Annotated in this window: 17 protein-coding genes; 13 read left to right on the top strand and 4 right to left on the bottom strand. The window is 42.2% G+C overall.

Translation table 11 applies throughout. From position 1 onward, the window contains the following. Window position 1: 1 nt before the first annotated feature. Complete coding sequence (locus tag ABHV44_RS03035) at window positions 2-1,189, bottom strand: hypothetical protein (RefSeq protein ID WP_459073170.1); 1,188 nt, start codon at window positions 1,187-1,189, stop codon at window positions 2-4. Window positions 1,190-1,284: 95 nt separating this feature from the next. Here ABHV44_RS03035 and ABHV44_RS03030 point away from each other — a divergent pair, with 95 nt between their 5' ends. Then, window positions 1,285-2,265 carry a glycosyltransferase family 2 protein gene (locus tag ABHV44_RS03030; protein WP_459073169.1) on the top strand — a complete coding sequence of 327 codons (981 nt, stop codon included), beginning with the start codon at window positions 1,285-1,287 and terminating at the stop codon, window positions 2,263-2,265. On the opposite strand, the gene ABHV44_RS03025 is transcribed toward ABHV44_RS03030, so the two are convergent. After that, entirely contained in the window at window positions 2,262-2,972 is a 711-nt protein-coding gene (locus ABHV44_RS03025) for a GNAT family N-acetyltransferase (protein WP_459073168.1), read from the bottom strand. The genes ABHV44_RS03030 and ABHV44_RS03025 overlap by 4 nt on opposite strands. A gap of 125 nt (window positions 2,973-3,097) precedes the next feature. Between ABHV44_RS03025 and rffA the strand changes: the two genes are divergently transcribed. Genes rffA through ABHV44_RS03005 form a run of 4 tightly spaced genes read left to right on the top strand, consistent with a single transcriptional unit; the run spans window position 3,098 to window position 8,210 of the window. Next, entirely contained in the window at window positions 3,098-4,216 is a 1,119-nt protein-coding gene (gene rffA / locus ABHV44_RS03020; RefSeq protein WP_459073167.1) for a dTDP-4-amino-4,6-dideoxygalactose transaminase, read from the top strand. A 6-nt stretch (window positions 4,217-4,222) separates the two neighbouring features. Beyond that, window positions 4,223-6,037 carry a hypothetical protein gene (locus ABHV44_RS03015; RefSeq protein WP_459073166.1) on the top strand — a complete coding sequence of 605 codons (1,815 nt, stop codon included), beginning with the start codon at window positions 4,223-4,225 and terminating at the stop codon, window positions 6,035-6,037. Further along, on the top strand, window positions 6,034-6,996 hold the full coding sequence (locus tag ABHV44_RS03010) for a glycosyltransferase family 2 protein (protein ID WP_459073165.1): 963 nt from the start codon (window positions 6,034-6,036) through the stop codon (window positions 6,994-6,996). The genes ABHV44_RS03015 and ABHV44_RS03010 overlap by 4 nt, the downstream gene beginning before the upstream one ends. A 20-nt stretch (window positions 6,997-7,016) precedes the next feature. Then, on the top strand, window positions 7,017-8,210 hold the full coding sequence (locus ABHV44_RS03005; RefSeq protein ID WP_459073164.1) for a glycosyltransferase family 4 protein: 1,194 nt from the start codon (window positions 7,017-7,019) through the stop codon (window positions 8,208-8,210). Here the strand turns inward: ABHV44_RS03005 and ABHV44_RS03000 are convergent. Further along, entirely contained in the window at window positions 8,202-8,876 is a 675-nt protein-coding gene (locus ABHV44_RS03000; RefSeq protein ID WP_459073163.1) for an FkbM family methyltransferase, read from the bottom strand. The two genes, ABHV44_RS03005 and ABHV44_RS03000, sit on opposite strands and share 9 nt — an antisense overlap. Before the next feature lie 178 nt (window positions 8,877-9,054). Here ABHV44_RS03000 and ABHV44_RS02995 point away from each other — a divergent pair, with 178 nt between their 5' ends. Genes ABHV44_RS02995 through ABHV44_RS02985 form a run of 3 tightly spaced genes read left to right on the top strand, consistent with a single transcriptional unit; the run spans window position 9,055 to window position 12,746 of the window. After that, window positions 9,055-10,239 (top strand): glycosyltransferase family 4 protein, encoded by a 1,185-nt coding sequence (locus ABHV44_RS02995; RefSeq protein ID WP_459073329.1) that lies wholly within the window; start codon window positions 9,055-9,057, stop codon window positions 10,237-10,239. After that, on the top strand, window positions 10,236-11,576 hold the full coding sequence (locus ABHV44_RS02990) for an O-antigen ligase family protein (RefSeq protein WP_459073162.1): 1,341 nt from the start codon (window positions 10,236-10,238) through the stop codon (window positions 11,574-11,576). The genes ABHV44_RS02995 and ABHV44_RS02990 overlap by 4 nt, the downstream gene beginning before the upstream one ends. 3 nt (window positions 11,577-11,579) lie before the next feature. Beyond that, window positions 11,580-12,746, top strand: coding sequence for a glycosyltransferase family 4 protein (locus ABHV44_RS02985; protein ID WP_459073161.1), 1,167 nt, complete (start codon window positions 11,580-11,582; stop codon window positions 12,744-12,746). 3 nt (window positions 12,747-12,749) lie between these two features. Here the strand turns inward: ABHV44_RS02985 and ABHV44_RS02980 are convergent, their stop codons facing one another. Beyond that, window positions 12,750-13,658, bottom strand: a complete 909-nt coding sequence (locus ABHV44_RS02980) for a glycosyltransferase (protein ID WP_459073160.1) — start codon at window positions 13,656-13,658, stop codon at window positions 12,750-12,752. Window positions 13,659-14,113: 455 nt separating this feature from the next. Between ABHV44_RS02980 and ABHV44_RS02975 the strand changes: the two genes are divergently transcribed. The 5 genes from ABHV44_RS02975 (at window position 14,114) to ABHV44_RS02955 (ending at window position 19,486) form a co-directional block, all read left to right on the top strand. Then, a complete protein-coding gene (locus tag ABHV44_RS02975; protein ID WP_459073159.1) occupies window positions 14,114-14,845 on the top strand; it encodes a class I SAM-dependent methyltransferase in 732 nt (243 codons plus the stop codon). 123 nt (window positions 14,846-14,968) lie between these two features. Next, entirely contained in the window at window positions 14,969-15,322 is a 354-nt protein-coding gene (locus tag ABHV44_RS02970; protein ID WP_459073158.1) for a hypothetical protein, read from the top strand. A gap of 3 nt (window positions 15,323-15,325) precedes the next feature. Further along, window positions 15,326-15,823 (top strand): DUF2231 domain-containing protein, encoded by a 498-nt coding sequence (locus ABHV44_RS02965; protein WP_459073157.1) that lies wholly within the window; start codon window positions 15,326-15,328, stop codon window positions 15,821-15,823. Window positions 15,824-16,470: 647 nt separating this feature from the next. Beyond that, window positions 16,471-18,351 (top strand): asparagine synthase (glutamine-hydrolyzing), encoded by a 1,881-nt coding sequence (gene asnB, locus ABHV44_RS02960; protein ID WP_459073156.1) that lies wholly within the window; start codon window positions 16,471-16,473, stop codon window positions 18,349-18,351. Then, the gene (locus tag ABHV44_RS02955) at window positions 18,344-19,486 is read left to right on the top strand and encodes a glycosyltransferase (protein WP_459073155.1); all 1,143 of its coding nucleotides are present in this window, start codon (window positions 18,344-18,346) and stop codon (window positions 19,484-19,486) included. The genes asnB and ABHV44_RS02955 overlap by 8 nt, the downstream gene beginning before the upstream one ends. The last annotated feature ends 319 nt before the right edge of the window (window positions 19,487-19,805 follow it).

The raw sequence follows: 19,805 nt of genomic DNA, 5'->3' as shown, positions 1-19,805 counted from the left end.
CTTATTTGTAAATTTCATAGACCAGCAATCTCAGGAAGTAAAAGACTCCTGAGATAATATGTAGTATCCACAGAACTTCTAGCAACTTTAGCTTAAGGCTAAGCCTAGATCCTGAAGCCAATCGCAAACTATAGTACTTTAGGGTAGTGACAAGCATGAGGATATAAGTAGCTATAATACTTTGCCAAAAAAAATTCAAATGCCCCTTTCTGGGCCCCTCCTCAGTCACAAAAGCACTAATAAGCAGAGCCAGGAATACTAGCCATAAACTAAACCGAACTAACCTCGACTTCAGCTGCTCAGGGTAAAACACCAAAAAAGTTAGTGGAAACAAATAAGAAATTAATATTGAAACAGGTATATACCAGTTCGGTAAATACTGACTTAAACCTGAAAAGGGAATCAAAGAAATTGATACAGAAGAATCACTTTGATGAAATGAACCGTATTCGAGTTCATAAATAGCAACATACTGCAAGAAAACCCCCAAGACCCCCACTAATGCGGGAATTAAACTCAAGAATAGTCTTCTGATATCTGAATTAAATTTTTGCACCAAAAACAAGCATGTTATAGGAATAAAAACAAAAAGAAACGATGGTTTAATCAATAAGTTTAGCAGAACAAGAGAACTGATTAGGACAAGTCGCCACGAACTCAGACGTTCACTTACTATAACCTTGTATTGCTCCCAAAACAACAACAAAGCAAAAGGCATAACAAATATCGTTGTAGAATTATGCCAAACATTTGGAGTTATTCGCCCTAAGTAATAATAACCAAGATAATGGTAGTTATAAATATCCGGTAGAGAAAAGAACACGCACAAGGAAAGTGATAATAAAGCAGCATGAAAACCTTTAACTGTAGTAAGCTTGCTGAAGTAATTCGAGAAAATCTTCAAGGTGACATGGTACTTTACTAAAACAGCCAGCGTTAGAAGCCCTATCGATAATATATAATAAACATTTATTGTTTCAGCACCTAAAGAAAGTACGTTTAACAGCCAGTAATAAAAAAGATTAGGAGGATAATCGGCCACCCCGCTCTTAATACTTAATGCCTGTGCCGCATGTGCTTGAATATCTGTAGAAATATTAAATGTTATGAACGTGAAAACAGAAACACTTACAACAGTTAGCAGCGCGTATGGCAAGTACTTATTTGAATTCCCAATAGAAACCCCCATCACAATAGCTTTAATTTGTCTTTGATGAAATTCCCGAAAGATAAGGCATTGAGTCCTGATAATTGAAGAATGAAGTGTTTTGATCAGGGCAAAACATGAAATTTAGATTAATTTCGAACCAATTAAAAAGTGAATTTCTTTCTATGGTGGATATATCTATAGTCAGCCCTGTTTATATGGGTGAAAGCTTACTTAATGAATTAGTTGATCGAGTCCGAGATTCAGTGATCCAAATAGTTGATAATTTCGAGCTGATTCTTGTAGAAGATGGCAGCCCAGACCATTCCTGGGAGGTTATTGAGGAACTATCTGAAAAATATCCAGAAATTAAAGGCATTAAACTAAGCAGAAATTTCGGACAACATTATGCCATCACCGCTGGACTAGATCACGCACAAGGTGAGTGGGTCGTTGTTATGGATTGCGACCTTCAAGACAGACCTGAAGAGATCGAACGGCTCTACCAGGAAGCAAGGAAAGGCTATGATATTGTCCTGGCAAGAAGACATCAAAGACAAGACAATTTTTTAAAGAGATCTTTTTCTAGATTGTTCTACAAAGTGCTTAGCTACCTGACCGGAACGAAACAAGATCCAGCTGTAGCAAACTTCGGAATCTATCATAGATCTGTCATTGACGCCATTGGACAGATGAGGGAGTACATCAGGTACTTCCCAACTATGGTAAACTGGGTTGGGTTTAAGGTAACAAAGCTCGATGTTGAACACAGCTCGAGAGCTGAAGGAAAAACCTCTTATAATTTCAAAAAACTCTTGCATCTAGCAATGGACATTGTATTGGCTTTTTCAGACAAGCCTATCAGACTGGTTATCAAAGCTGGATTGATCGTTTCGATATTTTCGTTTGGCTTTGCCATATTTGAGTTAATTCAATGGCTAAAAGGTGAGATCGTAGTACTGGGGTACGCAAGTCTGATTATTTCGATTTGGTTTCTCAGCGGAATCATTTTATCAACTTTAGGACTTATCGGATTATATGTAGGGAAAACTTTCGAAGGAGTCAAAAGGCGGCCGATTTACTTAATTGCGAGAAAAACAAATGCAAAGAGGAGCTAAGAGTTTATCCAAACATGATAAACATATTGCGACTTACATATATTAAAACCACATGATTCATAGAGCCGGCAAGCTGGTGAGTTTTCTTTTTGTGTTACAACTTGTAACTCTTTGAATCCATTTCTAACAGCCCAGTTTTGGGACGCAAGTATTAACGTTTTGCCCACCCCCTTACCTCGAGCATTACCATCCACTGCTATTATTCCGATATCAGCTCGATTATTCTTTTCACCTAGTGTAACCATGCCCGTTAAGTGATCTTCACTTCCTGTTACTAAAACAGAAGAAGCAATTTTTCCATTAACGGAGTTCTCTATCCACCTCTGATAAAGCTCTTCGAACTTATCCCTGGGTATCAAGGGGTCTTTGTTGAATCTGGAAAACACTCCACTCTCGATTGCTAGGTCTAGTAGTTTATCATCAGGTTTTTCACCTTCAAACTCCCATGCGCTACCTCCCAAATCCCTGTAAACTAATTGATCTTTTAAATAAGTCACTTTCTCGTCCATTAGGTGGACAGCGGATTGAGAACTTTCCAGAAAACTCAAATCACAAGGGTTGTCACACAAAACATAAACAAGCTTTGGTCCCGGTGTTCTCTTTAACTTTTCAATCTCTCTTCCTAAAGATTTAACATCAACACTAACAGCGAAGTACACCGGCAATCCAAAAAAGTCCGAATCCCAATCTAAAGCTTCAATACTCATCTTTTAAGTTTGGGATAAATCTAATGAAGTCTATTCATGAGACACATTAATCCCTTGACATTTTGTTTATTTGGTGTTTCGATAATGAACACATTTTAGGTAGCTACTGATCAATAGAAAAAGCAATGATCCCATTCAATAAACCATTTCTCACCGGCAAAGAAACTGCATATATTGAAGATGCCGTTCAATCGGGAAAAATATCCGGTAACGGAAAGTATACACAGCTATGCCAGGAGTTTTTTGAATCCAGGTTTGGGTTCCGAAAAACGTTATTGACTACCTCTTGCACCGATGCTCTTGAAATGGCTGCTTTACTCATTGACATTCAGCCTGGCGATGAAGTCATCATGCCTGCTTATACATTTGTCAGTACGGCCAATGCTTTTGTGCTTCGCGGGGCCAAAATTGTGTTTGCCGACAGCATGGAGTCGAACCCCAACCTGGACGCTGAGAAAATTGAACCGCTGATCACCAAAAAGACAAAGGCGATTGTAGCCGTTCACTATGGCGGCATCGCTTGCGATATGGACAGGATTATGGAGATTGCCGACAAATACAATCTCTTTGTAATTGAAGATGCGGCACAGGCCATTGACTCTTATTACAAAGGCAAACCACTGGGAGGCATCGGTCATCTCGGGACGTTTTCTTTTCACGAAACCAAAAACATTATTTCGGGCGAAGGCGGCATGCTGGTGATCAACGATGAACGTTTTGCAGAACGGGCCGAAATCATTTGGGAAAAGGGAACCAATCGTGCTGCTTTTTGGAGAGGAGAAGTCGACAAATACGGGTGGGTCGACATTGGATCTTCTTACTTGCCTTCCGAAGTGATTGCTGCTTTCTTGTATGCTCAGCTCGAGCATCTCGATGAAATCCAGGAAAAACGGATTGCACTTTGGAACACCTATTACGAAAACCTCAAACCTCTCGAATCAAAGATTCAACTACCTGAAGTGCCGGATTACGCCACCAGGAACGGTCATGTATTTTACCTGGTTTTCAATAATTCTGAAGAGCGGCAAGATGTGATCGACCACCTAAAGAAAAACGGAATTCATTCTGTTTTTCATTATTTGGGCTTACATAAAAGTCCGTACTTCGAAGGAAAGCACGATGGACGAAGTTTGCCTCATTGTGATTGGTATTCGGAGGGCTTATTGAGACTGCCCTTGTTTTATGACTTAAAGCCTGATGAGGCAAAAACAATTTCAGAAAAAATAAAGCAAAACCTTGAATAACAAAAAATGAACTTACCCCCTCTTCGTAGCCAGGTTATTCTCGCTTTACTTGCCCTTTCTTTATTTTCGATCTACTTCATTTCTCTCGATCAGGATGTTCTACCATACAGTATAATGAGCATCACTCAAGAAGACGAGGCTTATTATGCAGCTTTGGCAATTGATCAGTTCAATGAACAAAATAATCGATCAACTGATTTTTCGACCGACCATTCAGGCTATGAGCTTTACAGTTACCCTTTAACGATCATAAGCTTAAACACAATTGGTAACTCTTATTACGGTTTGAGAGTCCCTGTTGTATTGATAGGGTTCGTCTCACTTTTACTGCTCGGTTTAACCTTGACTAGATTAAATTCATCCAGGACTGGACTGATCGTAGCCATTTCAGCAATTGTTCTGCTAGCTGTTGATTTTACGTTTTTCAACTTCGCCAGACACTCCAACCCACAGGTTTATTCAATTTTTGGAAATTCATTAATGGTGTTGGCACTATTGTGGCGAGCTGAAATAAATAAACCCCAGGCAATCATTATAGGCTTTCTTGCAGTTTTTATTGTACTTTTTATCTACCCTTACAATGCTTTCTTAAGTCTAGCGGCAGGTATTTATTTATTGCTTTACTCAATTTTCAAGAAGAAGTATTTTCTTCCTCTTTGGGCCATCAGTGGAGGTGTAGCTGCAATTGGGTTGTTTTCTTTATTACTCGCTGCATTCGGAGAAAGCATCTTCTCATTCATAAATGCACTTTCAGCTCATGGTGGCGGAGTGTCAGAAAAACCAGCACTTACATTGGTGGGCACTACCATGAATATGATTTATTCAGCTGCTGGCATATTATTCACTCATCTGTTTCAATACAACCCCTTGCTTTTAATCACTTTCTTCTGTTCTCTATTTCTGGGCGGGATTATCCTGGCTCTTAAGGGGTTGAGAAATCAACTAACCTCAATTCAGCAGAGGGTTATTGTAGTTGGCTTCATTACAATGATTTGTGCGGTTCTTCAAGGAGCATTTGTTCACTCCTATCCTTTCAAAAAGTGGATTTCACTGGTCCCCATACTTGTTCCATTCATAGTTATTGTTCTCACTTTTGCAGTAGCTCGCTTGAGCCATAAACCCCTTAGGGTCACTCTCATTACTGCTTCAATCTTGAGTTTTTTCATCTACCTGACAGTTTTCAGGAACTTGACTGAACCCGTATTTTGGAATCACACCTGGAACTATACTCCACTTCCAGGTTGGGTGAAATGGATTTCGATTTTCTCAGGAACCCTAATTACACTTTCAATTATTCTTTATGTTTTATTGAAGAAGTTGAGCCTGTTGAAGGCTGTGGCAATTGTGCAGTTAGCCCTTTCCATCTCATTGGTCTCATATTTCAATTTGCTCAATGCCAGTTTCAAGATTAGAGATGCACATATTGAATTGAACCCGCTGACCAAAGGTAAACTTGCAGTTAATGGGTTTACCCATTTTCATCAATTTTATACAGATTTAATCCCAGCCTATCACCATTATCGAAAGAGAGAAAACCCAGAGTATTACAATAATTTGGCTGATAGTCTTCATCGGGCACCAGAGCAGTGCTTTGACATATATAAAATTCTACCTGGCTATGAGTTCAATCCACAGCAGGTTGAACATATTCAAAAACCAGATGAAATTGAGCCAGGCGATAAAATTGACATTCAAGGTTACCCAATGACTGTCGTGAAAGTCTATCCATTTGAAGAGTACTTTTATGTAGTTCTTTCCAACAAGCCCTTAGATTTTAGAAATGAAAAGATAAAATCTTCTCATAAGCCTTACATCGAATGAAATTATCTGTCATCATCCCAAATTACAACAAGGCCAATTTTATCGAAGAGACGATATCATCTCTCGCTAAGAATCATATTGCCGGTGTAGAGTGGATCGCAGTGGATGATAATTCAACCGATGGATCCTGGGAGCTTCTAGAAAACCTAATAAAAGAACACAAGCAATTGAAGCTATACAGAAATCCCGGAAAAGGTGGCAGTAGTGCAAGGAATTTCGGGCTGTCCAAAGCTAATGGTGAGTTTGTCATCTTCCTCGACTCCGATGACCTCCTTGCAGAAAACTGTATTGAGAATCGGCTGGCGCTCACTCAAACATTTCCAAACTACGATGCCTGGGTGATGACGATGGCGGTTTTCGAAAATCAGCCTGGTGACCGAGACCTCTCTATGTCCTGGGTTCCAAAAAAAAATGAAGATGAACTTTTAAAATGCTTTCTCAAGCACGATCTACAATGGACAACAGTAGCTCCCATTTGGAGAAAATCCTTCATCGAAAAGGTTGGTGGTTTTGATGAGAGCTTTCCCCGGTTGCAAGATGTGGAGTTTCACACGAAATGTCTTTTGGCTGGAGCGAGAGTCAGAACTTTCCCAGAAAAAGCAGCAGATTGCTACTACAGGATTTCAGCTAACAGACACAGCTTCAAAGGGGACGAATTCCACAAGAACTACATTGCAGGCGCAATCATGTACTACAGAAAGTTTGAAATCTTGGTACCACACGAACTAAAGCAGTTTCTGGCAGGAACTCTGCTTGAAACCCTAAGCGCCATATCCCACCAACACCGAATCGGTTCATTGAGTAAATCATCCTACATTGAATTGAGCAGGAAGTTAATCGAAACGTGCTCAATAAAAAGTCAAACCCGTTGGCTAGGATTTTACGCATGGATTCAATCGAAATTCCCGTTTCACATTAAAGGGTTAAAAAAAGCAACTCAACTTCTATTAGGCCTCTAAAACATTAATTTCGTCAATTAATGAAAATCGCACTTTTCACAGACGGTATCTCTCCATTGGTAATGGGCGGCATCCAACGTCACAGTTATTATCTGTGTAAATATTTGGCGAGAAATGGCATCGAAATTGACCTCTATCATACTGTGCCCTACTTTGCGCAATCCTATGAGGAGGGCGTTGAAAAGGATTACTCCAATTTATCCTCTGTCTTTTCCAAAGATGAGTTAAGAAGCATCACTTCCTTCTTCATACCTTTTCCTAAACACAAAAAGCTTCCCGGCCACTATGTCCGCGAGTCCTATGAATATTCCTGCCGCGTTTATGAAGCTTTTCTTAAGCACAGTGACAATGTCGATTTCGTGTATTCCAAAAATTACACCTCCTGGAAATACCTTGAAGAAAAGCAAAAAGGAAAAAGTATACCACCTATTGGAGTGATGCTCCATGGATATGAGATCTTTCAAACCCAAACTAATGCCACAGACTTCTTGGGAACATTCTTTCACAAGGAGCCAACTATTTTTAACTCTCGCATGGCCGATATAGTTTTCTCCTATGGCGGGAAAATCTCTGAGATACTGAAGAAAAAGACCGGAGTTCTACCTGAGCAGATTTACGAAATCCCCACTGGCATTAGTGAAGATTGGCTGCTTCAAGACGAAAAGAAAACGAGACATAACGGTAAAACCAACTTTGTTTTTTTAGGTAGATACACTCGGAGGAAAGGAATACATCTCATCGAGCAGGTCATTCGAGAGTGCGATCCCGAGAGCTGTACGTTTACATTTGTGGGACCAATCCCGGAATCCAGGCAGTTGAAATTGCCTAACGTTGAATACACCGGTCCACTTCATGATGAGTTCGATATCCGCAAGGAACTTCAAAAGGCCGATGTTCTTCTCTGTCCCAGTTCGGCCGAAGGAATGCCCAATGTAATTCTTGAAGGCATGGCATCCGGTTGCGCAATTATCGCGACTGATGTGGGAGCTGTATCTGAAATGGTATCAGACGAAGTCGGAGCTCTCTTGGAGAATCACGGCTACGAATTATTCTCACGTGCAGTTGAAAAAATCATTGAACTTAACTCGGCAGAGTTGAGTCAACTCCAAAATAATTCCCTGAGAAAAGTTAAATCACATTTCACCTGGGATGAGGTAGTCCAAAAGAAACTAACTTCTATTTCCGGTTTTCTCACCGACCATAAATCACAGTAAATTTCTAGATGCTACAAACCACCTGTTGTGTTCAATTGGACGTGTCTCAGGAATCAGTTTTCTCCATGCAGAGTTTTTAATAATTGAAGTTGAAAACCCTCTCTCCCTCAAAAATTCAATGCAATCTTCTTCAAGTTCCATTGAGTGTGTTTCAATAATAAAGTAACATTCATTGTCATCAATTGTCCTTGTTGCACCCTTCAGCACATCTAACTCGCCTCCATCCACATCAATCTTGAAGAAAATCTTCTCTCCCTTTAAGGAGAGAGTTGAATCAAGACTTACGAATTTTCCTCCGTCCACCATACCCACCAAGGTTGTCATCCACTTGTAGTTAGCTTTGAAACTATTGAGCTTGAAATTGGCGTCAGCAATTTCTTTAAATGCGGGATCACCTTCAAAGAGATAAGATTGCCCCTTTGGATTTAGCTTGTTGTAAATTAATCCATAATAACCATCAGAAGCACCAACATCCACAAATACATCAGACCGTTTGGCAAGTTTTTTAAAGTCCTTCATGATCTCAAATTCGTCAAGCCCTAAGATGCGCTGAGTTTTATGATTGAGATCAATATCCATGAAAATTCCTGAAGCAATTCCATACTTTAACTTACGGACACCTCTGGCATCACCTCTGAATAGTAGTTTTTTTATTCTCTTTTTCACATGGCTAAGTTTACCTGGCAAAGGTAATTAACCAGCATTAACCTCATTACAAAATTAGAGAACCATAATTCATACATTTGCACGTTGAGCATTCCAGTTACTCGAAGTCTTGAAAGAACTATCCATCACACTCACACATGCAGGAAAGCAGCACGCGTACAAAACTGCGCGCAATTTGATGCAGCTTGGTGTGCTCGACAAGTTCATAACTAGCGGATATGTAAGTCCGTCTTTATTGCAAGATTTTTTCACTAAAACTGGTGATCACTTTTGGACAAGAAGGTTTGAGCCCGGCTTAAGTGGATCCTTGGTGGAGTCAAACTGGCGCTTTGAAATACCAGAAACAGTACACAAGTTATTACATGGTCATACTCAAAAACTGGAACAGCTTGTCTACGACCGTGATGTAGCTTTTGACAAATACGCCTCAAAAAAGATTGCTGCACGACCATCCGATTTTCATTATGGTTTTCAGGGAAGTTCATTGCTTACGATGCAAGTAGCTAAAGAAGTAGGAAAGCAAGCCATTTGTGAACTGGCAACAGCTCACGTAACCGAAGTAGACAAAATTTTGCGTGAAGAGGCGCGACTCCATCCAGAGTGGGCTCCTACAATCACGAATCTGAAGTTTCCAGTAGCTTATGAAAAACGTTTGAGAGAAGAGCCTTTTGTAGCTGACCATGTAGTCGTTGCTTCGGACTTTTCAAGGCAAAGTTTACTGAATGCAGGATTAGATCAATCGAAAATATCAACCATCCCTCTCGGTTTTGAGCTTGATCACGTATCCTACACTGAAAAATCATTTGATAACTGGAATGAAAGGCCTTTGAAGGTTTTGTTTGCCGGTACGGTAACTCAGCGCAAGGGCTTTAAATACTTACTGGATGCTATCAAACGATTTTCTAAGACAGATGTAGAGCTTCACGTTATCGGCAATGCCTACAAGGAACTGGATGTGTTCAAAAAAGAGGTGCACAACTTCCACTATCACGGCTCAATGGCTCAAAATGAACTCTTTGTCAAGTATCAGGAATACGACTTACTGATTTTACCCACAGTATTTGAAGGCTTTGCGATGGTGATTGTGGAAGCAATGGCGGCTGGTCTACCTGTAATTACCACTCCACACTCTATCGGACCGGACGTAATTGAGGAATCAAACAATTCCGGAATAATTGTACCCATTAGGGATGTAGATGCACTAGTATCGGCAATTCATCACTTCAAAAATTTGGATCAAGATCAAATGCGGAAAGCCTCAACTTCCGCAAGAAGTGCATCACAAAGATTTACTTGGGATACCCATAGAGATAGTTTAAATCAATTTCTAAGAGAAAAATTATCGGAAGGAGGACTTGTATGACTGATACCTTTTCTCCTAAAACACTCAAACGTCCTGAGCATGTTTCTATCTGGGTAGAAGTCCTTGCTTTTTTGGCAATTTTCATTTGTACTATCATTTTTTTCAGGTTTCCTTTTGAAGGTTATCTTTACTACATCTCGTACATTCTTCTCCTTCCTCCCTTCTTCTTAAAGTATGGAATTCCTAAGATCACAGCAGCAATTTTGGGGTTCACTTTAATTGTTGGCTTAGTCAGCATTTCTGCAGGCACTGCCACACCCTTTGTATTTATAAAAGTATGGGGCGGAATGTTCCTTTCGGTCAGCTTCTTTTTTTTCATTCTGAAGTATTATGAATTTGACGCACAGTACCTTTACAAGAGATACTTGCAGCTATGTTACTGGGCTGCGCTTATCGGACTCTTCCAGGGGTTTACCACTCTTATTGGTCTTCAAGGCCTAGCAAATTTTGGGGTAATTCTAAATAAATGGGGATACAACCCCGGAGGTATTGTGGGTGTGCGAGTGAATTCAATCTTCACTGAACCTGCACAGATGACCATTTTCATGGCTCCGGCCGTTTTTCTTTCTGTGTACAATCTACTTAAGGGCCAAGAAAACTTCTACAATAAATATCAATCGGCAGCTGTGCTCCTGGTAGTTGTTCTATCCTCTTCATCCACCGGCTACTTAGGTTTATTGTTAATCTTTTTCATGGTTACTGAATCATTCAAAATTAGATATGTGGTTTTTGGCAGTGTTTTCGTAGCTCTGGCATTCTGGTTATTCTATACCAATGTTTCGGAATTCCAAAAACGCGTAGACTCATCAATTGGACTCTGGGTCTATCAGGATTACTCTATAGAAAATACCAACTCCTCCAGTTTTGTACTCTACAACAACTGGCATATTGCGATGCAGAGTGTTCAGGACTACCCGTTCTTTGGAACAGGTCTTGGTTCTTATGAAAAGGCATTTGACCGATACACATTGACAAATTCCGTAATTGATTACGATTTTGAGTTTAATAAACCGGATGGAAACTCTCTACTAGTGCGTCTAATTACAGAGACTGGACTAATTGGGACACTGGCATTTGTAGTCATTCTAATTCGCGGATTTATAGGCAATAGACTTTATAAAGAAGGCCTTCCATATAAATTAGCCAGCAACGGAATATTAGTCATGCTTCTTATGTGTTTGCTCCGACAAGGCAACTACTTCCTCAATGGACTGCCCTTCTTCGTGATGTTGTACTTCTACAATAAAGAGCAGTTTTTGGATATGGTCCATAAAAAAGATCAAGAAGCCGAAGCAGAGAAAAATAAAACGTTTTCACACAAAAAGGTCATTGCTTAAGCCATGAAGATAGCGCTGCTAACAGATGGAATATACCCATGGGTGATGGGGGGAATGCAAAAGCACTCCTACCACCTTGCACGCTACCTGGCGAGGAGCGGAGTTAAAGTGAGCCTGTTTCACTGTGTGGGCGAAAATGATCCAATCCCTTTTCAGAGTGGTGCTGACCCAAAGTTCTTCAACAAAAAAGAGCTTGAAAACATTGATTTTTGGTGTGCTCGCTGGCCGGGGAGACAAGATTCACTTCCAGGACACTATTTGCGGGAGAACCGCAGATACTCGCAATTTATTTGGCAGGAGATTCAACAGAGACCTCGAAAGTATGACTTAATCTATGCACAGGGATTTACCGGATGGCGTTGTCTCAAGGCCAGAAAAGCTGGAGAGCTAGACACGCCAATATTGGTAAATTTCCACGGACTGGAGATGTTTCAAAAAGCTCCTTCATTTCGTGTAAAACTGGAACACCTGAGTTTGCGTTCAGCTACTAAATGGAATCTCAAAAATGCCGACTACGTCTCGAGTTTTGGAGGTAAGATCAAAGAAATCCTCGAAAACCTCAGAATTGACAGAAAGAAAATAATAGAAATCCCAAATGGCATTGAAGAAAGATGGGTTGAAAACCAGGCTCAGGTAAATAGTGATGGAATCAGGAGATTCATTTTCATTGGTAGATACGAGAGAAGAAAGGGCATAGAGGAACTTCATGCTGCTTTGAGGCAACTAGTGCGAGACCAATCTTTAAAATTCGAGTTTCATTTTGTCGGTCCAATTCCTAATAAAAAACAACTGCAAGAGAAACGGATTATTTATCACGGCCTGATCAGAGAATCTGAAAAAGTCGAAGCTATTCTTAGAGAGTGCGATGTACTCGTTTGTCCCAGCCACTCTGAAGGAATGCCAACAGTGATATTAGAGGCAATGGCAAAGGGACTGGCAATACTCGCCACTGATGTAGGAGCGATTTCTCAACTTATTTCCAACAACGGCTGGCTAATTGGCTCAATTGAACCTGTATACCTGAAGGACGAGCTGGAGCGCATCATAGGTTTAAAGCAAGAAAACCTCACTGAGAAAAAAATCAACTCCCTTAATGAAGTAAGAGAAAGATTCTTATGGGAGAAAGTAGCGACCACTACAATTTCGAAGGTTCAAAATAAATTAGCTTAGCTATCAAAGTCCAAGGGTTTTTTCCAGGAACCGTTTGAAGTTTGTTTCGTTTTCGAAATTTCTTTCCCAAAACATCCGAATCTCCTTTCTCACTGCCAGGTCACGGCTGTATTTCGAAAGCAATTCACTTAGGATGCTCGTGAATTCCTCATATGAAAAATCTTTAGGAATGAGTTTGCCAGTTTTTTCATTCACAATTTCCGAATTGCCTCCGACATCGGTTGCCAATATCGGAACTCCGAAACTAATCGCTTCCATCATAGAAACAGGCAAACCCTCATCTTCACTCACGCTTAGGAGTAAGTCGACTGGAGTGTTTCGATAAAAGTCAAAAACCTCCTCGTTTGTCATTTCCCCCTTTAAATCCACTTCGATATTTGTTGCTGTCATCAGATTTTTCAGTGCGCGGTAGAATCTTGAGGTGGTAGGATCGGTTTCACTCACCCCTCCGATGTGTACCCATTTGATCTGAGCATCAACATGAAGCAAGGCTTCAGCAATTAGATAATAGCGTTTAATATTCCTCACTCTACCGACACTCAGAATGGTGTAAACTTCACTCTCGAATTCGGGAGTTTGGTAGGGTGGTTCCTCGATCCCGAGGTAGGAGACTTCGATTTTTCCTTGAAACTTTGGATATCTATTCTGAATATACCTTTTAGTAGCCTCGCTAACTGCATAAACTCGATTTGCGTATTTATACTTCAGCCACTGAAACGGCAACCTTCCACTACTTTCTCTGCTGTCAATTACATCTCTTCCGTGTCCCCTGCCGAAAAAACTATTTGTGTACTTTCTCCTTTTTGCGAATGCTAGAATCAAGGCAAACTCATTCATGAAGTAAGTGTAGTTCAGTGAATCCCCCTGAAACAGACCTTTTGAGTACAACAGATTTGCATTCTTTGATGCCATCACTAGAACCTTTAGATTGGTTCTCCAATTCATCAAGTAATTAAGAGAAATGCCTGAGTAAAAAAGGTCTTTAAAGAAGAGTGAGGTCAACTCTCGAAAATTCGCTAGAAGGTGATGTAGAATTTGTTTGTTCGTGAAACTCCTGGGAATTTCTATTCCTTTCGACACTACCAAGTGTAGCCCAGCTCCTTCATATGTAACAACTCGAAATGACTCCTTGATCTTTTTCAAGTTGTCAATCTCAAGATCAATGAATGATGTAGTTTTTGCAGGTAGAAAAAGGTTGATCAAAATCCCAGATTATTATTGCTTCCAAAGGTTCAAATAATTTGTCATCCAATCACTAGTTCGCGGCTATTTCAAACAAAGTTTATGGAAATATGCTCGCACCGTCTAAGCCGAACTGAAACTCTTTCTATGTTTGCAAACAGACCTCATACACTAAGCCATTATTAATGAAGCAAGAGAATAAGCACATTAAAACATTCTATGATACATTCAGTAATCACCTGAATGTATCTGGTTACAATTTCAGACATTATCAAATAGCTAAATGGCTAGATAAACTCGGAAACCTAAACTCTTCAAGTAATGTTCTTGAAATTGGTTGTGGACCGGGTCATAGCACTTTGAACTTTGTAAACAGAATCAAAGAAGGCAAGATTGTGGCTGTAGACATTAGCGAAGAGAATATTGAGTTCGCTAAAAAACTGCATTCAAATGTGAATAACATTGAATTTCATGTTACAGACATGTCTGATTTCTCACATGATTTGAAATTTGACTTAGTGCTTCTTCCCGATGTATTAGAACATATTCCTATCGATCAACACAACGATCTCTTCAAAACAATACGCAGACATCTGAAGGACCTCGGTGTAGTTCTTATTCACATTCCCGACCCCGAATATTTGGAGTTCAAGATCGAAACGTCAAAAGAAACACTTCAGGTTATTGATCAGCCAATACACACGGATATAATCGCTAAAAACCTTCGGGATTCCGGATTAAGAATAACGTTCCTTCAGTCTTACAATTTAAGCTCCATGGACTATGACTATCAAGTAATCAGGCTTGAACCTAACGATCTTGAACTTAGGGACAATCCAAAACCTTGGGATCGATCGATAAAAAGTAGAGTTCGGAGGAGGATTAATTCGCTTTTAGGCAAAAGGTCTTTTGAATAGCCAGCTAAAAAGTTACTCACACTTCCGCTTAGACTTCTTCCAAATTATCAATTCAGTCGTGTCGATTTTCGAAGTCACGCGCTAAAACCCTAAACTTGTATTTCACGACAAAAACCTCAAATCATGAAAAAGTCATTTTTTACGATCGCACTGGCGGTCTTTTCGATGTTTGCCATTCAATCTTGCAACAGTGGTTCAGAATCAGAATCAGGACACTCTGAGCACGAAGAAACAGACATCGTGGAATCCGGAACCTACACGGGGACAGCTGATGAAGTGGTTCCTGAAAAGAAAGAAATCTACGTTAAAACCGATGATGGCAAGACCCTCGAGCTGTACTTCACCGACAACACGGTTTTGATGGAGAACGATGCCAAGGTGGAGTTTTCTGCTCTCCAAAAAGGTGACCGCGTGGAAGTTGAGCTTGAGAAAAAAGGTAAAAGACTGGATCCGATCACAGTGAAGATTCTCAACTAAATCATGGATCAACTCCCATCAATGTGGCGAACGGAGCTGTGGCATCCTCTGTTCGTCCATTTTGCCATTGGCATTTTAATCATTTCCTCGGCAGTGGGACTGGCCTGGCTCGTGTTCCAAAAGAAATCTTTTGCATCCAACCTGCGATTCACGCTTTCACTTTTGTTGTGGACAGGAATCGTCTTTTTCTGGATCACTTTTTTCACCGGCCAGGAAGCCTACAATGAGGTGGTGCGCACAATCTGCGATCCTTTTGTTCTGAAAGATCATCTGTGGTGGGCACAACTCTCAGCCTGGGTTTTTTCGGCAGCCACTGTTTTAGATGTGGCCGCGAGAATTTTAAAAAATAAGGCCGGCAAAATCCTGCCTGTCATCGTTGTCTTGCTCCTGCTTGGTGGTGCTGCAACGATCAGCTATTCCGGCCACCTCGGAGCAAGCGTAGTCTACCAACAAGGTGGCGGAGTGCATCAACCTTCGGAAGATTGCAGTGAGTTTGAGTGATTGGCAAATCAGTTTTGAGTGTGAGTTTGAGTCTTGAGAGCATAACGTTGATCAAACACTCCCCAATTACACAAATACCCTTAATCCATTCAATTACCTTCGAACGTGGCTCGCCCCTTTAGGGGTCGGGGGAAGCGGCAGGCAGCGGCAGGCTCAGTTTGAGTGTGAGTTTAAGTCTTGAGAGCATCACGTTGATCAAACACTCCCCAATTACACAAATACCCTTAATCCACTCAATTACCTTCGAACGTGGATCGCCCCTTTAGGGGTCGGGGGAAGCGGCAGGCTCAGTTTGAGTTGGAGTTTGAGTCTTGAGAGCATCACGTTGATCAAACACTCTCCAATTACACAAATACCCTTAATCCACTCAATTACCTTCGAACGTGGATAGCCCCTTTAGGGGTCGGGGGCAGCGGCAGGCTCAGTTTGAGTGTGAGTGTGTGTCTTGAGAGCATCGCGTTGATCAAACACCCTCAGTTACCTGAGTTAACTAAGATTACTTAATCACCATTAGACCAAAATGTCCTCCCCCGCCCTACGGGCACCCCCTCCAGCGGGGGACAACGGCCGATCGACCTTCAGCCCTTTCCGCAAATTCATAATTCGTAATTCACACATTCATAATTGATAATTCTATTTTTGCCTCCATGTGTGGAATCAATGGAATATTTGGGCTTAGCAGGTTAGATCAACCCGAAGCGATTGTCAAAAAAATGAACCGGACACTGTCCCATCGAGGGCCGGATGCCAACGGGACTTTCGCTGCCCGCGAACTCGTGCTGGGCCACCAGCGACTTTCCATCATTGACACTACAGACGCGGCCAACCAACCTTTCTACAGTCACGACAGCAATCTGGTGATTGTTTTCAACGGTGAGATCTACAACTACCGCGAACTCAAAGACCAGCTTAGCGATTACCCATTCCGCACTTCTTCGGATACGGAGGTGATTCTGGCGGCTTACGAGAAATGGGGACGCGCATGCCTTCAGAAATTCAATGGCATGTTTGCCTTCGCTATCTGGGACAAGTCGAAAGGCGAACTGTTTATCGCCAGAGACCGACTGGGTATCAAGCCGCTTTACTACGCTGACGTCAACAGCCACTTCGTCTTTTCGTCTGAGGTGCGACCGATACTCGAAAGTGGAATTGTGGAGCGAAAAACAGACACTACAGCAATTGCCGACTTCCTTCGTTACCAAACCGTTCACGCGCCCAACACCATTGTGAAAGACATCAAAATGCTGATGCCCGGACACTACGTGGTGCTCAACGACAACGAGACGATTTTCAAAAAATACTGGGACGTCACGCAGCAGTTTTCGAGAAAATCTGCAGGCCAGTCGCGCAGTGAAATCCTCACCGACATTCGCGAATCGATGTTGAAAAGCGTAGATCTCCGGCTTCGTGCAGATGTTCCTTTTGGTGCTTTTCTTTCAGGGGGAATCGACTCTAGCGCCATTGTGGGACTGATGAGTGAAGTGGCTACCAAACGCGTGAGCACGTTTAATGTCGCTTTTGATGAAGCCGAATTTAGCGAAGCCAAATACGCCCGAATGGTGGCCGATAAATTCAAAACCGACCACCACGAAATACAACTCAACCCCAGGGATTTTCTAGATCTTCTTCCCGATGCACTAAACGCTATGGATCACCCCAGCGGTGATGGGCCCAACACGTTTGTGGTTTCCAAAATGACCAAGCAGGCGGGAATCACCATGGCCCTTTCGGGGCTCGGAGGTGATGAGCTCTTCGCAGGCTACGATGTTTTCAAAAGACTGGCTCGCCTGTCGGATAAAAAATGGCTCATGAGTTTCCCAAAGTTCATGCGCAACTTCGCAATGACTTTCTACCGGGCAGCAAAGCCTTCGATTGCTTCCGATAAAATTGCAGAGGTGCTCAAACAAGATTACCTCGACATCGATTACACCTTTCCGATCAATCGACTCGTGCTCTTCGACAGGCAGGTGAAAAAACTGATCTCCAGCAGGAAACTCCCACCAAACGAGGCGCACAGGCTGCTCCACGAAAATATCGCATTTGGAAATCCCGGTTTCGACATGCCATATCTGAGCAAAATCTCCTGGGCAGAAATGAACACATACATGCAAAATGTGCTTCTTCGAGACAGTGACCAGATGAGTATGGCTCACGCCCTGGAGGTTCGTGTTCCTTTTCTCGACCACAACCTGGTGGAATACGTGATGGGCATTGGTGATCAACAAAAATATCCGCACACGCAAAAAGAACTGCTCGTTGACGCCATGGGCGATCTGCTGCCTCGCGAAATCGTTGACCGTCCCAAAATGGGATTTGTGCTTCCGTGGGAAAATTGGATGAAAGACGAGCTCAGGGAATTTTGTAGTTCTTACCTTGAAGCGCTGGGCCAGAGAAAAGAGTTCAACGCCAGAGCTATTGATGATCTTTGGAAACGCTTTCTGAGCAACGACCCTAAAATCACGTGGTCGCGCATATGGCCGCTCGTGGTGCTTTCTCACTGGCTGGATAAAAACAAAATTGATGTCTAAAAAACCTAAAATCCTCATTTCTATCGACTGGTTCTTGCCAGGGTTCAAAGCCGGAGGGCCAATTAAATCAGTAGCTAACATCATCGATCAGCTTCACGGTGAGTTCGACTTTTTGGTGGTCACCTCGGATCGCGATTTGAACGATGACAAGCCGTACGCAGAGATCGAAACTGACAAGTGGATCAATCGGGGCCACTACTCGATCATCTACCTCAACCCGGAAAATCAATCTAAATCGACTTTCGAAGATATTTTGGACGAGAAAAAACCGGATGTGCTCTACCTGAACAGCCTGTTTTCGATGAATTTCTCGATCACACCTCTCAGGGTGAACAAAAAGAGAAAGTCTCCCGCCCGTGCCATCCTGGCTCCGAGGGGAATGCTCGGTGAAAAAGCGCTTTCAATAAAACCACTGAAAAAGAAGATTTTTCTCGGTGCTTCCCGGATTTTCAATCTCTTCAAGGGCATCACCTGGCATGCTTCTACTCCTCAGGAAGAATCTGAAATCAAAGAGCACTTTGGACAAAAGGCCGATGTAAGAGTCGCCATGAATTTGGCTTCGCCTGTTTCGGAAATTCCGAAGTCGGAGAAAAAAAGCGGAATAGCTGAATTCGCATTTCTCTCGCGAATTTCGAAGAAGAAAAATCTCGATTTTTTCATTGAGCAAGCTGGACAAGTCGACAAGAGGGAAATGGCTAAACTCATCGTCTATGGCCCGATTGAAGATGAAGAGTACTGGAGCAAGTGCAAATCTCTGGCGGAGAAAAACCATGTTTCGATCGATTACCGCGGACCGGTGAACCCGCTGGAAATAAAAGACCGACTGGCGCAACACGACTTTTACATTTTGCCAACTCTCCATGAAAACTACGGCCACTCGATTGTAGAAGCTCTCGGAGCTGGACTGCCGGTGATGCTTTCGGTTCACACACCTTGGCGCGGCCTGGAACAAAAGCAAGCCGGATGGGACATCGACCTCAACGAAACCGGGCAGTGGCAGCGAACGATCTCCAGATGCATCGAAATGGATGACGAAGAATACCAGCAGCTAACAGCAGGAGCCTGGGAATTTGCCCGAGAAATCACCTCCGACCCAGAGCACATCCAGCAAAACATCGATTTGTTTCGGAGTTGAAGTTTCGCGGTCGTTCAACTACACTAGTCACTCATAATTAATCTGCGCGATCCAGCTCGCCCCTTCAGGGGTCGCCTGCCTGCTGGTAGGCAGGGGGGCAGCGATGGTCTGTGAGCCAGAACAGTTTGAGTCGGATTGTGAGTCTTGAGAGCGAGCCGGTTTCGAAATCAGATTACCTTTTTTGCATATCAAGTCCTCCCCCGCCTTTTAGGCACCCCCTCCAGAGGGGGACAGCTGTCGAGCGCCCTATATCTTATTTGTAAATCCTGTAATTGCACAGAAATATTTTGATTTTCCCCGAACGAAGTTGGTCAACGCT

This window comes from Halocola ammonii, assembly GCF_049334165.1.
Taxonomy (GTDB): Bacteria; Bacteroidota; Bacteroidia; order Flavobacteriales_D; family Sanyastnellaceae; genus JBEGHD01.
Note: the sequence above shows the minus strand (reverse complement) of the source record. Positions and strands in the feature narration are given on the sequence as shown.

Bases quoted from the DNA above. Each gene is read 5' to 3' on its own strand.
- ABHV44_RS03035 (WP_459073170.1), bottom strand. From the start codon at position 1,189: ATGGGGGTTTCTATTGGGAATTCAAATAAGTACTTGCCATACGCGCTG.
- ABHV44_RS03030 (WP_459073169.1), top strand. From the start codon at position 1,285: ATGAAATTTAGATTAATTTCGAACCAATTAAAAAGTGAATTTCTTTCT.
- ABHV44_RS03025 (WP_459073168.1), bottom strand. From the start codon at position 2,972: ATGAGTATTGAAGCTTTAGATTGGGATTCGGACTTTTTTGGATTGCCG.
- rffA (WP_459073167.1), top strand. From the start codon at position 3,098: ATGATCCCATTCAATAAACCATTTCTCACCGGCAAAGAAACTGCATAT.
- ABHV44_RS03015 (WP_459073166.1), top strand. From the start codon at position 4,223: ATGAACTTACCCCCTCTTCGTAGCCAGGTTATTCTCGCTTTACTTGCC.
- ABHV44_RS03010 (WP_459073165.1), top strand. From the start codon at position 6,034: ATGAAATTATCTGTCATCATCCCAAATTACAACAAGGCCAATTTTATC.
- ABHV44_RS03005 (WP_459073164.1), top strand. From the start codon at position 7,017: ATGAAAATCGCACTTTTCACAGACGGTATCTCTCCATTGGTAATGGGC.
- ABHV44_RS02995 (WP_459073329.1), top strand. From the start codon at position 9,055: ATGCAGCTTGGTGTGCTCGACAAGTTCATAACTAGCGGATATGTAAGT.
- ABHV44_RS02990 (WP_459073162.1), top strand. From the start codon at position 10,236: ATGACTGATACCTTTTCTCCTAAAACACTCAAACGTCCTGAGCATGTT.
- ABHV44_RS02985 (WP_459073161.1), top strand. From the start codon at position 11,580: ATGAAGATAGCGCTGCTAACAGATGGAATATACCCATGGGTGATGGGG.
- ABHV44_RS02980 (WP_459073160.1), bottom strand. From the start codon at position 13,658: ATGGCATCAAAGAATGCAAATCTGTTGTACTCAAAAGGTCTGTTTCAG.
- ABHV44_RS02975 (WP_459073159.1), top strand. From the start codon at position 14,114: ATGAAGCAAGAGAATAAGCACATTAAAACATTCTATGATACATTCAGT.
- ABHV44_RS02970 (WP_459073158.1), top strand. From the start codon at position 14,969: ATGAAAAAGTCATTTTTTACGATCGCACTGGCGGTCTTTTCGATGTTT.
- ABHV44_RS02965 (WP_459073157.1), top strand. From the start codon at position 15,326: ATGGATCAACTCCCATCAATGTGGCGAACGGAGCTGTGGCATCCTCTG.
- asnB (WP_459073156.1), top strand. From the start codon at position 16,471: ATGTGTGGAATCAATGGAATATTTGGGCTTAGCAGGTTAGATCAACCC.
- ABHV44_RS02955 (WP_459073155.1), top strand. From the start codon at position 18,344: ATGTCTAAAAAACCTAAAATCCTCATTTCTATCGACTGGTTCTTGCCA.